Source organism: Methanoculleus taiwanensis, from assembly GCF_004102725.1.
Lineage (GTDB): Archaea > Halobacteriota > Methanomicrobia > Methanomicrobiales > Methanoculleaceae > Methanoculleus_A > Methanoculleus_A taiwanensis.
In genome coordinates this window covers 949,428-962,610 of the sequence record NZ_LHQS01000002.1, presented here as the reverse complement: position 1 = coordinate 962,610, position 13,183 = coordinate 949,428, and the positions used below count along the sequence as shown (strand labels likewise).

7 protein-coding genes are annotated in these 13,183 nt (G+C 65.8%); 5 read left to right on the top strand and 2 right to left on the bottom strand.

The window, feature by feature from the left end; all coding sequences use genetic code 11:
• Positions 1–157 precede the first annotated feature (157 nt).
• The 3 genes from ABH15_RS09455 (at position 158) to ABH15_RS09445 (ending at position 8,006) form a co-directional block, all read left to right on the top strand.
• Positions 158–3,238 (top strand): PD-(D/E)XK nuclease family protein, encoded by a 3,081-nt coding sequence (locus ABH15_RS09455; protein ID WP_128694087.1) that lies wholly within the window; start codon positions 158–160, stop codon positions 3,236–3,238.
• The gene (locus ABH15_RS09450) at positions 3,229–6,687 is read left to right on the top strand and encodes a UvrD-helicase domain-containing protein (RefSeq protein ID WP_128694086.1); all 3,459 of its coding nucleotides are present in this window, start codon (positions 3,229–3,231) and stop codon (positions 6,685–6,687) included. The genes ABH15_RS09455 and ABH15_RS09450 overlap by 10 nt, the downstream gene beginning before the upstream one ends.
• Positions 6,688–6,956: 269 nt before the next feature.
• A complete protein-coding gene (locus tag ABH15_RS09445) occupies positions 6,957–8,006 on the top strand; it encodes a DUF3089 domain-containing protein (RefSeq protein WP_128694085.1) in 1,050 nt (349 codons plus the stop codon).
• Positions 8,007–8,435: 429 nt separating this feature from the next.
• On the opposite strand, the gene ABH15_RS09440 is transcribed toward ABH15_RS09445, so the two are convergent.
• Complete coding sequence (locus tag ABH15_RS09440; RefSeq protein ID WP_128694084.1) at positions 8,436–9,788, bottom strand: phage tail sheath family protein; 1,353 nt, start codon at positions 9,786–9,788, stop codon at positions 8,436–8,438.
• 246 nt (positions 9,789–10,034) lie between these two features.
• On the opposite strand from ABH15_RS09440, the gene ABH15_RS09435 reads away from it, so the two are divergent.
• Together ABH15_RS09435 and ABH15_RS09430 are read left to right on the top strand one after the other, a co-directional pair.
• Positions 10,035–10,868, top strand: a complete 834-nt coding sequence (locus ABH15_RS09435) for a potassium channel family protein (protein WP_128694083.1) — start codon at positions 10,035–10,037, stop codon at positions 10,866–10,868.
• A 371-nt stretch (positions 10,869–11,239) separates the two neighbouring features.
• Positions 11,240–12,850: an MFS transporter gene (locus ABH15_RS09430; protein ID WP_128694082.1), complete on the top strand. Its 1,611-nt coding sequence runs from the start codon at positions 11,240–11,242 to the stop codon at positions 12,848–12,850.
• Here the strand turns inward: ABH15_RS09430 and ABH15_RS09425 are convergent.
• Entirely contained in the window at positions 12,799–13,092 is a 294-nt protein-coding gene (locus ABH15_RS09425; protein WP_128694081.1) for a hypothetical protein, read from the bottom strand. The two genes, ABH15_RS09430 and ABH15_RS09425, sit on opposite strands and share 52 nt — an antisense overlap.
• Positions 13,093–13,183 lie beyond the last annotated feature (91 nt).

The window sequence follows — 13,183 nt, the reverse complement described above, 5'->3', positions numbered from 1 at the left end:
TACTTGAGAGGGTGGGGGCGGCTCCATCGGTCACCTCGCCTTCTTCACGTTTTGATACCCCAAGCCAGGGTAGGGAACTCTGGCGGCAGCCCCCCGGTACAAATAACAACACTCATCGCCCACAAGCCCGCAATCTCTCACCAGGAGAGACCACCGGATGCCCCGCGTCGTTCTGTACCGTCATATCCCGGGAACTCTGCTGGACGAGTTCATCCGGCAATTCACGCACGCCGCCGCCCGCGACCCCTTCGGCACCGTCTTCATCGTCCCGACGTCGCACCTCGCCCGTGAGGTCACCCGCCGCCTCGAGGAGGAGGGCGTCCCCATCGTCGCCGACGCGATCACCACCCTTTCGGGGTTTGCCCGGAAGATCTTCGAGGATCAGCAAGCGGCAGAGACGCTGATCTCGGATGCCGAATCCCGGCTCATCCTCGCCCGGATCCTCACCGCACATCCGGCCAGGTTCCCCCTGCTCGCCGACGCCGGAGCCGTCGACGACCTCGCGACGCTCTTTTCGGTCCTCATCATGCGGAAGGTCGACTACCCGGGCGCCCTCGGCGACCTGCAGAGCGCGAAGAGCGCCGAGATCAGCGACCTCTTCAACGCCTACCTCCGATTCCTGGACGACCACGCCCTCCTCGACGGCGCCACCCTCTTTCCCTGGGCGGCCCGGCGACCAGGGCGGTTCCGGACGGTCTTCGTCTACGGGCTCTTCGAGCCGGTGCCGTGCGAGCGTGACCTCCTCCTCGCTCTCCGGGACTCCGCCGAGGAGTTCCACTACGCCCTGCCCTCCGCGGAGAACCCGGCCGTCTTCGCCGACGACGGTGAGTGGCTGCACCCGGACACTGTCATTCCGGCGGAGACGCCCGACGAGCGGCAGTCAGCCGTCGCCGCCCTCTTCTCCCGGCGACAACCGTGGAACAGCGAGGGATTCGTCCGTATCGCCGAACGCCGCGACCGGAAGGGTGAGGTCAGAGCGATCGCCCAGGAGATCCGCGACCTGATCGCCGGCGGCGTCCGGCCGGGCGATATCGCGGTCGCGTTCCCCGACTTCGAGCCCGCGATCCCGTACGTGGAGGAGGTCTTCACCGACTTCGGGATACCCTACGCCGCATCCAGCGGCGAGGCGCTGCTCCGCTCCCCGCTTGTCCAGGCACTGCTCAACGTGCCGGCCGTCCCGGTCTCCGGCTACCGGCGGGAGGACGTCGTCGCCCTGCTCGCGAGCCCCTATATCCGGTTCTCCTGGCCGGCCCGGGAGGTCGACCTCCTCACCCGCGAAGCCCGGATCGTCGCCGGTGCGGATGCCTGGGATACGAGGCTCGCGGGGCTTGCCGCAGCTCTTGAGGAGGAGCGGGCGCTGCCGGAGACCCCGGAGCACGCCCGGCAGCGGCTCGAAACGAAGATCGCCACTATCGCAGCGGTGCAGGACGGCCTCTGCACCCTCTTCGCCGACCTTGCGAGCCTCGAAGGGAAAAAGACCATCGCCGAACACCTCGCCGCGTACCGCTCAATCCTCGAGCGCCGGCACTGGCCGGCGATGCCGGAGGAGGGGGACGCCGGCGTGCTGGAACGGGAGGGGCGCGACCTCCGGGCGTTTGCCGATCTCCTCGCGACCCTCGAGGGATTCACCCGGGTGCTGCCGGAGGAGAGGATGCCGCTTTCCGAGTTCGCCTCCCTGCTCGGGCTCCTCGCCGCCGAGACCCGCCCGCCCCGGAAGCGGAACCACAGCGCCGTCCAGGTCGTCGGCGTCCGGGAGCTCGCCCACCTCGCTGTCCCCTACCTCTTCGTCGCCGACCTCGTCGAGGGCGTGATGCCGCGGCTGACCACCCGCCTTTCGTTCACCACCGACCTCGAGACCCGGCGGCTCGGGACGCGCTCGAAGGCGGATATCCTGCGGGAAGAACGCTACCACTTCACCGCGGCGCTCCTCGCCGCCACCGAGCGGGTCTACCTCAGCTACCCCTCGGCCGACGGGGGGTCGCCGGTGATACGCTCCGGGTTCGTCGACGCGGTCCGGGCGAGCATCGCCGCCGAGCCCTGGGGGAGCGATGCGTTCCCCGCGTCACGGATCGCGGCAGCCCGGAAGGCAGGCGCCCTGCTCGCCCGGGGGGAGGCTGCGCCGGCTAGCTACGCCGAAGCCGCACGCCGGCTCACCATCGAGAACTGCCACCGCACAGGTGCGTACGATTCGCCCTACGACTGCCTGCTCACCGATGAACCGGCGATCACGGCGGCGCTCGCGGAGCGGTACGGGGCTACCGCCGTCTTCTCCCCGACGGCGCTCGAGACCTACGCCGACTGCCCGTTCCGGTTCTACCTTGCCAGGGTGCTCGGGCTTGCGCCGCTCCCGGCGGTCGACCTCGACCTCACCGCCCTCGAGCGGGGGAGCCTCGTCCACCGGATCGCCTTCCGGTTCTACGCCGGGTGGCGGGGAGACGGGAACGGGGCGATCACCGAGGAGCACTACCCGGAGGCGCTCGGCCGGATCCTCGCGATCGGCCGGGACGAGGCAGACCGGTTCGCCTTCGGCAGCCCGGCGTGGGCTGTGGAACGGGAGCACCTCCTCGGGTCGCCGGCGGCCGGGCGGGGGCTGCTCGAGCGGTTCCTCTCCCACGAGACGGCGACCGCGTCCTCGACCTTCGTCCCGGCAGCCTTCGAGCTCTCGTTCGGCCTCCCGGTGGCGGGAGACTGCGATCCGGCGTCGGCACCGGACGCGGTCGCGATACCCCTTCCCGGGACGGGCGATGAGGTTCTCCGCATCCGGGGCAGGATCGACCGGGTCGACTGTCTGCCCGACGGGCGGTTCCTGATCACCGACTACAAGACCGGAAGTTCGCACCCCTCGCTCAAGGATATCGTGGCGGGCACGGCACTCCAGCTCCCGCTCTACCTCCGGGCGGCCGAGACGCTGACCGGAATGCAGGGGGTCGCGGGGAGCTACTACGCCCTCCGGCACGGGGAGATCCGGAACAAGCCGATCTTCTGGGATGCGAGCCTGAAGGACCGGTTCAAACCGTTCTCGGTATCGTCGCGAAGCAGCGTCGAGGACGTCCGGGCGCTGGTCGACGCCTCCCTCGCCCATGTCTCGCGCTACCTCGAAGGGATACGGGGCGGGCGGTTCGCACCCCGGTCTGACCCAGGCCCCTGCCCCGGCTACTGCGATTTCAAGACGGTCTGCCGGTTCGACAGCCTGCGGCTGCTCGCCGCCGCCGAGGAGGTGGCGTTACAATGGGACTGACCGACCGGCAGAAGCAGGCCGCCCTCGACCACGCGAGGAGCAAGTGCGTCACCGCCGGCGCCGGCACCGGGAAGACGCACGTCCTCGTGCGGAAGTACATCGACCTCCTCGAGAGCCGGGACGACCTCGGCGTCGCCAACATCCTCGCCCTGACCTTCACCGAAAAAGCGGCCGCCGAGATGAAGATCCGCGTCAGGGAGGCGCTCGCAGAGAAGGAGGGGCCTCGGTGGGACAAACTCCGCGACGAGTTCCTCTGGGCGAATATCTCGACTTTCCACTCCTTCTGCGCCCAGGTGCTCCGGGAGTTCCCGCTCGAGAGCGGCGTCGCCCCCGGGTTCGCCGTCCTCGACGAGCGGGAGGCCGGGCGGCTCCGGGACGAGACGATCGAGGCGTTCGTCTACGGCGAGCCGCCGAAAGCCTGCCGGGACGCGCTGATCGGCGTCCTCCGGGCGGTCGGGGCATACGAGCTCAAGAACTCCCTGGAACGGCTCTCCAGGCGGCGCGATGCGGCGGAGCAGTTCTTCGCAGCCCTCGCGGAGAACGAGAAAGCGGTGCTCGACGCCTGGCAGGCGGCCGTGGAACGGTGCCGGGATGAGGAATTCGCGACGTTCGCGGCCGCCGCCGCCCCCTCGCTCGAAACGCTGCAGGACCTCGCCGCCCGCTACCCCGGCGACGCCGACCCGGGCGAGATCTACCTCCGCGCCGTCGAGCCGCTCCTCCCCTCCCTCGCCGCAGGAGAGTCCGGGGCCGCCGCCGCGATTGTGGCGATCCACAGTGAAAAGCAGTTCACTGCCCGGATGGGGAGAAAGCAAAACTGGGCAGGAGACGACCTCGACAGGCTCCGCGAAGCCTACAAAGATCTCAACAACCGCATCAAAGAGCATGGCGGAATCCTCGCGCTCGCGATCGACCCGGACGACCCCTTCACCCGGGCGACGCTCGACTACCTCCGCGACCTCGGCACGGTCTTCCGTGCCTTCTCCGATACGGTCGAGGCCGAGAAGCGGCGGCGGGGCGCACTCGACTTCACCGACCTGATCGACCGCACCCACCGGCTCTTTTGTGACCACGACGGAACCGTAGCGGCGCACTTCCGGGAGCGGTTCCAGTTCGTCCTGGTCGACGAGTTCCAGGACACCGATCCCGTGCAGATCGGGATCGTCTGCGCAATCCTCGGCGATCTTCTGCAGGCGTCGGCGAAGCTCTTCGTCGTCGGCGACCCGAAGCAGTCGATCTACCTCTTCCGGGACGCCGACGTCACGCAGTTTCGGCGCACCCGCGACCTGATCGAGCAGCACCTCGGCGGGGAGGCCGTCCCGCTCGACGTCAACTTCCGGAGCACGCCCGCGGTCGTCGGGTTCGTTAACGCCGTCTTCGGCGCCCTGATGGAAGAGTCGGGGCGCCCCTGGGAGTTTTTGTACGAACCGCTGGAAGCGCACCGGACGGATGATACGGGCTCGGTCGAGCTCCTCCTCGTCCCGAAGGCCGACGACAGGGCGGCCGGCCGGCGCGGTGAGGCGGAGCTGGTCGCCCGGAAGATCAAAAACCTCGTCGAGCACGAACAGCGGCGTGTGTACTGGAACCAGGAGGGAAAGCACCTCGACGAGCCCCGGCCGGCGGAGTACCGCGATATCGCGATCCTCCTCGAGCGGCGGACGAACCTCGCCGCCTACGAGTGGGCGCTCGCCCGCTACGGTATCCCCTACCACGTCCACGCGGGGCTCGGGTTCTACGGGCGGCAGGAGGTCTACGACCTCTACAACATCCTCCGGTTCCTCGAGAACGACCGGGACGACGTCGCGCTCTACGGCCTCTTGCGGTCGCCCTACTGCGGGTTCTCCGACGCCCGGCTCTACACCATCGCCCGGTCGGGTTCCCCGGAAGGCTCTCTCTGGGAGCGGCTGGCAGAGTTCGCGTCCGGGCAGCCTGACCCGGACGTCACGGCTGCGGTGCAGCTCCTTCGGTCCTGGCTCCTGCACGCCCGCCGGGTCCCGCCCGCAGCCCTCCTCGCCCGGGTTGTCGCCGAGTCGGGGATCGCCGTCGTCTTCGGCGGGCTACCGGGCGGCGAGCAGGCGGCTGCGAACGTCGAGAAGGTGATCGCCCTCGTCCGAACTATGGAGGCGAGGGGCGCCGGCACGCTCGCCGGGGTCGTCCGGGAGCTTGGCACCTGCATCGACGACGGCGAGCGGGAGGGCGACGCGGCACTCGACCTGACGAGCGCAAACGCCGTCTCGATCATGACGGTGCACGCCTCAAAGGGGCTCGAGTTCCCGATCGTCGTCGTCCCCGACCTCGCCGAGCCGCCCCGCGCCGGCGGCGGCACCGTCATGGTGGAGGACGCCCTCCGGCTCGGGGTCACCATACCGAACCCGGGAAGCGACCACGAGCGCGAGGAGACGCCCGTCCTCACGATCCTCAAGCGGGAGTACCGGCAGAAGGAGCAGGCCGAGCAGAAACGGCTCTTCTACGTCGCCGCGACGCGGGCGAAGGACCACCTGATCCTCTGCGGCGAGCTGCCGGTCGAGATTCCGGCGACCCTGGAAGACGGGAAGACCCGGATGGCCTGGCTCGCCCGCTGCCTCGGGCTCTGCGGCGACGTCTACGCACGGGGAGCGGCCGCGATCAGCCTCCCGTGTAAGGGCGAAACGCTCTCCATTCCAATCGCCACCGACCCCGCGGCGATCTCCGCCGAACCGCACCGGACCTGCGCACCTCTGCCGGACGGCGGGATTGCGGAGGAGGTGCCGGCAAGCGATCTCCCGGTCGTGGTCGACGAAGAAGAGCACACCTACTCGGCGAGCGAGATCGGCCGATACCTCCGCTGCCCGCTCGAGTACGAACGCATCTACCGGCTCGGCCGTACCGCGCAGCCGATCCGGGCGGCCTTTGGGGCGGAGGACGGAGCGACCCGCGGGCTGATCGTCCACGAGGTCTTCCGCGGCAGAGACCCCGCCGCGGTGCTCCGGCGCTACGGGCTCGAGGACGCCGGCCGGGCGCGGGAATACGCAGGACTCTACGACCGGTTCCGTGCGGCGGAGGTGATGAGAGGGGCGACGAGCGACCACCGCGAGGTGCCGTTCCGGGCGACTATCGGCGGCGTTCCGTTCAAGGGCGCCATCGACCGGCTCGTCCGGCGGCCGGACGGCACCTGGGTGCTCATCGACTACAAGACAGGGGCGGCCGGCGAGGACGCTCTCCCGCGAAAGGTCGAGGAGTACGCGGTCCAGATGACGGTCTACCGCCGCGCCGCCGAGGCGATCCTGGGGCAGGCGGTCACGCCGTACCTCTACTTCGTCGACGCCGACCGCTGGGTGGAGGCCCGGGTGGACGAAGAAAGGGTTCTCGACGCTATCCGCAGTGCGGTAGACGGGATCGAGCGGCAGCGGTTCCGGCTGCCGGCGTGCGAGGGGTGCGGGGGAGCGACTGCCGGGCGGTGCCGTGGGGCGTGATGCTCTCCGGGAGTGCAGGAGTGATCGCCGGTCTCAAGGCCAGCTCCAGTGATATGGACATCTGTTGTGGAGCATAATCGCACGGATCGCGGCGCCTGCATTGCAGCCGCGATACACAACGGCTCCATCCCCACTCACAGAGGTTCACGGGGGAAAAGAGTCTCTCCTGCCGGGTCAACGGTGAAAAGGAGCCCCGGGACAATCTCGTTATCGTTAACAAAGATGATGCCCCATAGTCTTCTGAATTCTACGGATTTGGAGGATTTACGATGATAAGAAAGGCTCATTTTCTGCTATGCCTCATCATCACGATTGGGGTCTGTTTCATTCTCACCAGCGGTTGTTTGACCGGAGAGGCGTCCACCCCGCAGGACGAAGAGGCTGTTCCGACAAGCACCGTCGGGCCCGATCCGGCTCCGGATTATAACGATTCGTACTACTGGCTCTCACTGCCGTCAGTGGGAAAAACGGTTGACGTATTTTACGTCTATCCGACGGTCAGCAGCAGCCCGACCGGGTCCATGGATATCACCAGCGACGAGGAACGGGCGCTGGCGCAGGGCATTTTTAACGCACAGGCAAGCGTGTTTGCATCGCATGCCAACGTCTTCGCCCCGTACTACCGGCAGATGTCGACCCAGGTCGCGATGGGCCCGGATGAGCTCGCAACCGATACTGCAGAGTTCAAGCAGGGTGCTGTCGATGTGGAAGCGGCCTTCGACTACTACATCGCCAATCTCAACCAGGGCCGCCCGTTCATTATCGCAGGCCACAGCCAGGGCACGATGGCACTCATCGAACTGATAAAGAACCGGTTCGGGAGTGATGCAGACCTTCGGAGCCGCCTGGTCGCCGCCTATCTTATCGGCTATACCGTGACGGATGCCGATCTGGAGGCAGCAGGACTTACGGCGGCGCAGGGTGCGAACGATACGGGAGTCGTGATCACCTACAACACGCAGTCGGTGACATCCGCCGGCGGCCCCATGCTGATGCCCGGGGCACACTGCATCAATCCGCTCACCTGGACGACCGACGCTGCCGACGCTCCCGCCTCGGAGAACCTCGGTGCACGGTTCTACAACGATTCGACCGGCGAACTGCTGCGCGAGGTAGCGAACTACTCCGACGCACGGATTAACCCGGAGACCGGAGCGCTCACGACGACGATACCGGCAGGCGAAGACCTGGATATCGGCCCGTACTCCGAAGGCGTGTACCACCGCTACGACTACGCATTCTGGTATCGGAACCTCGAGCAGAACGTCGGCGACAGGATCGCTGCGTTTCTGAACGCGACGGATAGTTCGAGACCGTGACCGGAAACCCGTAACGAGCGGCAGAGCCGGGTGTACGCCGGAAGACCTGCGGGGAAAGGAGCCCGGCGCTTCCGTAACGCTGCCTCGTTTCGATCCCGACAGGGACAGGCCAAAACCCGGGCGGGGGGAACCACCCTCCCTCCGGCTAAAAATACATCCAAATTGCCGTTCTTTTCCGATTTTACCGCTGCTTTCGGATCACGGATTTCAGCACTCCGGATACCCTGCAGAGATCGCCCCGATTCCTGAAACCCGGACGAATCGCCGGGCTATAACGGCCGTATGAAGAGCGGTAATTTTTTGAGGAGAGATACCCTTACCGGCAGGGAGAACAGCCGTCTGCGGGCTTCTGTGCGGGTCGGTTTTTTGCGGGTTTTGGCGAAAAACAGGCCATTTAAAGATTGCCGAACCCGGAGGTGCCGGCCGGCTTCAGCCGATCTCGTCCCGCTCCCAGTCCCCGTGCTCCAGGGTGAGCGTCGCGATACCGGCGGGGTTGCCGCCGGCATCCAGCTCCGGCAGAGCCTCGTAGGGGGATGCCCGGCCGACACCGGCGACCCTGACGGGTATCCGGAGCACGACGAACGCTCTCGGTCTCGCCGGTGCAAACCCGACGAGCAGGGTGACAATCCCCCGCTCGCTCTCGGCCGGGGTCGTCGTCTCCCGGTCGCACTTCACGAACCAGGCATCTTCCGGACGGCTGCCCGCAAACGCCCCCTGCCGCCGGAGGCCGTCCATGAACGCACCGGCGGCGGTGCGTACCGCTGCCCGGAGCGGTTCGCCGTCCGGTTCAAAGGCTGTCCAGGCAAGCCCGCGAAGGAGGCTCTCCTCGATGAAGAGCGCGAGCCTTCGGACGGGGATGTGCGCGAACTCGTCGGTCGGCCGATCGCCCCCCGAGAGCGTCCGGGCGCCCCGGATACAGATCCCGACTCCCGGGAGCAAGCGGAGAGGGTTGATGCCCGCCGGGCGCAGGGTTCCGCTATCGGCCTCGGAGAGATCGGCCTGCAAGCCCGCGACGCCGGGCAGCACCGCCCCGGTACCTGCGGGCGCTTTCCAGACCCCCCGCTGGGCATCGGTCCGGGCGATGACGCCGGCGACGGCCCCGCACGGTGCGAAGGTCTCGAGCCGCCCCTGCCGCTCCGGGTCGGGCTGCCGGATACGCGGAAAGAAGAGCGTCGCGTTCCTCATCCCGGCACCGGTCAGCCCGAGGTTCCGCACCCCGTCCCGGGCTCTTCCGGCAGCGCCTTCTCCCTCGCCCCACTCCCGATCGGGGTCGACTATCAGCATGGCCCGCCGGCGGCAGCAGTACTCCGCCGCTCGTCTGATGACGGTCGGCGGGAGATTCCCGTCCCGGGTATCGGGCGGGATGCAGAGGAGGTTGAAGAGGTCGGCCTTTTCGAGGGCGTAGAGCCCCCGCTCTTCGGCTTCGTGGCCGATGTAATCGTCGACGGTCAGGGGAGCGCCGCCGGGGGCGGCTCTCACCGCTCGCCGCCCGATCCCCGGTGCCGCCCTGCCTGTGCCCGCCAGCCGGACGATAAGAGCCCGGCCGCCGCCGTTTGCGAAGAAGTCACGGACCGCATACGCCAGCGGGCAGTCGGCATGCAGCCCGCCGAACCGGTTCTCGAACCCGGTAAAGGAGGCGACGGCGGTCGGTTCATCGACCGGCCCCTGCAGCGCCCGCCCGACGAACGCCGTGACGGACGTTGGGACTCCCCGGATCGGCCGGGCGGATAGCGGGACGTCTCCGGTGAAGACGCCGGGGCGGATAGGGGGGGTCGTGGGCATGCAAGCGGCTCCTGTTCGGCTGAGAGCCGGGGGTGTACTGCAGAGGAACTTGACCCCTGACGATGAAAGTCTTCCGGAACCGGGGTTTACCTGCGGGGTGCGAGGGGCGGTGAGACGGCTACGAGGGTCTGCCGGCAGCGTCCCGATCAGTTCGAAGTGCTGCGGGAGGTGAATGGTGCGCCGAAACACTGATGACTCTTAAGGACGGTGGGGGTATCATCATACACCACACGTCTGGAGTTTTCTATGAAGGAGGAATCGGAGTGTCCTGTCGGCTTCAAGGGGTCGAGTTACGAGGGATTCATCCTGTTCCTCTCCCTCCTGTCGGTCTTCAACATCGTCTTCCTCGTCTTCCCCGCCCTCAATCCTGATGCGACCAGGGTCGTTTTCGTCGTAGATCTCTTCTTATCGTCCGTATTCCTGCTGGACTTTCTCTTCAGGTTGTTCACTGCCGAATCGAAGTTGCAGTACTTCCTTCAGGACCGGGGCTGGGCGGATCTCCTCTCCTCGGTGCCTCTCCCCGGCATGAAGATCTTCCGTCTCTCCCGGATTGCACAAGTGGTCTGGCTGATGCGCACATTCGGTATCAGACGGCTGAAATATGACTTTTCTGAACAACGGGCAGAAGGAGCACTCTTTTTCGTCTTTTTCTTCATCATTCTCCTCGTCGAGGTGAGTGCCATACTCGTACTCGGTGCAGAGCGCACGGCCCCGGGTGCAAACATCCGGACGGCGGGAGACGCACTCTGGTGGGCGTACGTCACAATCGCGACGGTGGGTTACGGTGATCAGTACCCCGTCACCGCACAGGGGCGGATTGTGGGCATCGTCATTATGACCGCGGGAGTAAGCGTGTTTGGAACGCTCGCCGGGTTCCTCTCGAACAAACTGACGGCACCCCGGGAGAGACATTCGGAGCAAACCATCCCCATGCAAGGCCGGCAGGGCGAGGCAATGAGCGAGCTTCGGGACATGGTGGCTCACCAGGAGGAACGGTATCGGGATATCGTCACGCGGCTGGAGAGGATTGAGCAGGCAGTGAAGATCGAGAAGGGCGAAGAAAAAGAGCGGCTGCCATGAGCGGCCGGTCGGCCGATACGCGGACCTGGAGATCCACCCCCACCCCGCGTATCCGGTTGGAGATGAGCAGCAGAGTCCTCTCACGGCGTATTGCCGAGCCACTGGTACTCTCCCCTCCGGAATAACGGATGATGAGAATCCGGACTGATGCGCTCCGTTCACCATCCCGGAATAGCGCTACAGGAAGAGGCGTTCACGATCTGTAAGCCATACGGCAGCATGTCAGAGAAGAACTGCAGAACCTTCGTGGATCGCACTATAGGGCATATTCTCCCGATTGTGGCAACATATATATGGCAGCAGGGAGTCACTGCCCAATATCATCCTATTACAGCACGATCGGGCAGTAAGAAGGGGGGAGGAAGATCTGTATGTCGAAGTGGACCGTACTTGTAGCCCTTTCGCTGGCCATGTTCATCCTGGTCATCGATACCACCATCATGAATGTCTCCATAAGCACGCTCATTGACGACTTCGACACCACGGTGACGATTGTGCAGGGGGTCATCACCATGTATGCGCTGGTCATGGCGGCGTTCATGATCACGGGAGGCAAGCTCGGCGACATCTGGGGTCGCCTTCTCACATTCCGGCGGGGATTGGTTGTCTATGGCACCGGCTCGCTGATCACCGCGCTGAGCCCCACCATCGGCGTGCTCTTTATCGGGTGGTCGATCCTCGAGGGGCTCGGGGCTGTTCTGGTGATGCCTGCTCTCCAGACCCTCGTCACCTCGAACTACGAGGGCGCCGACCGTGCGCTGGCATATGGGTTAATCGGCGGGGTGGTTGCGAGCGGGCTCGCGCTTGGCCCTATCATCGGCGGATGGCTGACCACCGCCTACACCTGGCGGCTCGCCTTTGCCGCGGAAGTCGTCATCGTTCTCATCGTGCTCTGGCTCTCCCGACAGATCCGGGATGCGCCGGTAGAGCCCAGTGAGCGACCGACGCTCGATATCGTCGGCACCATCCTCTCGGCACTCGGGATGGGAGCCATCGTCTACGGCATCCTGCTCGCCGGCGCCTATGGGTGGTGGCAGGCCCGCATCCCCTTCGATATCGCCGGCATACCGTTCAACCCCCTTGGCCTCTCCCCCACCCCCATCTTCATCGGTATCGGCATCCTCACCCTGCTCATCTTCCTCGCCTGGGAGCGGCATGTCGTTGCGTCCGGCAGGGAGCCGCTCGTACACGTCTCCCTGCTCAGGATGAGAAGTTTTACCTCCGGAATGGGCATACAACTCGTACAGACCCTGGTTATGGGCGGCATTCTCTTCGCAATGTCGCTCTTCTTCCAGATTGCACTGGGGCTTACCGCCATGCAGACGGGATTCCTCTACCTCCCCCTCTCAATCCCGCTGCTCGTCGCCTCGCTGACCGGGGCGAGGCTAGCCGTAAGGATTCCTCCCCGCCGGATCATCCAGGCCGGACTGATCGGGGCGATTGCTGGCCTGCTCCTGATCATCGCCGCGCTTGACGTCGAGATAACCGGAATCGAGGTCTCCATCGGGTTCGCCGTCCTCGGACTCGGCATCGGGCTTATGGGATCACAGATCATGAACCTGGCGCTCTCGATTGTTTCTCCTGAACGGACGAGCGAGGCGGCGGCGCTCATGGCCACGTCCCAGAACCTCGGCATGTCCCTGGGGACGGCTCTGCTGGGTGCCATGCTGCTTGCCGGACTTGCCGTCAGTGCTGTCGCGATGATCGAAGAGAGCCCCGTGCTCCCGGACGAAATTAAGAGCGAGGTCATCGTCGCTGTGGAAGACAGCGTAGAGTTCGTGAGCGACGATCAGCTGAAAGAGGTCCTGCAGGATGTTCCCCCCGATATTGCCGATGAGATTCTCAACATCAATGAAGCGGCCAGGATTCAGGGGATCAGAACAGCACTCTGGGCGGCCGTGATTATCGCGGTGCTCGGCCAGATTCCCGCCTATTTCCTTCCGAGGAGAAAACTCGTTGCTGACGTACAGAATGATGCCTGATCATCCCGTCTCGATGCGCCGTCCTTCGCCTCCTGCGGTTTGAAGACGGCTATCAGCTGGTTGCCCGGCACCGACCCGTGAGCCTGCCGGAGTTTCTCAAGCGTCAGGGACGGCAGGGACGATAGACCACTTTCCCCGTATCGCAGACGTGCACCGCCCGAGTTCGACGCCCCCCGCTCGAACGTCCGGTGATCAAGCAGCCCGGGCAGCGGCTGGAAGCCGGTTGCAGTACGACGTTGCATACGGATTACATGCCCGTTACATATCCTAAATCAAGAGCCAGAGGGAGAGAAACCAAAAATGAGCCCGGTAGTCAGACCTCTCCGTCTGGAG

Coding starts and splice junctions, on each gene's coding strand:
- ABH15_RS09455 (WP_128694087.1), top strand. CDS start 158: ATGCCCCGCGTCGTTCTGTACCGTCATATCCCGGGAACTCTGCTGGAC.
- ABH15_RS09450 (WP_128694086.1), top strand. CDS start 3,229: ATGGGACTGACCGACCGGCAGAAGCAGGCCGCCCTCGACCACGCGAGG.
- ABH15_RS09445 (WP_128694085.1), top strand. CDS start 6,957: ATGATAAGAAAGGCTCATTTTCTGCTATGCCTCATCATCACGATTGGG.
- ABH15_RS09440 (WP_128694084.1), bottom strand. CDS start 9,788: ATGCCCACGACCCCCCCTATCCGCCCCGGCGTCTTCACCGGAGACGTC.
- ABH15_RS09435 (WP_128694083.1), top strand. CDS start 10,035: ATGAAGGAGGAATCGGAGTGTCCTGTCGGCTTCAAGGGGTCGAGTTAC.
- ABH15_RS09430 (WP_128694082.1), top strand. CDS start 11,240: ATGTCGAAGTGGACCGTACTTGTAGCCCTTTCGCTGGCCATGTTCATC.
- ABH15_RS09425 (WP_128694081.1), bottom strand. CDS start 13,092: ATGCAACGTCGTACTGCAACCGGCTTCCAGCCGCTGCCCGGGCTGCTT.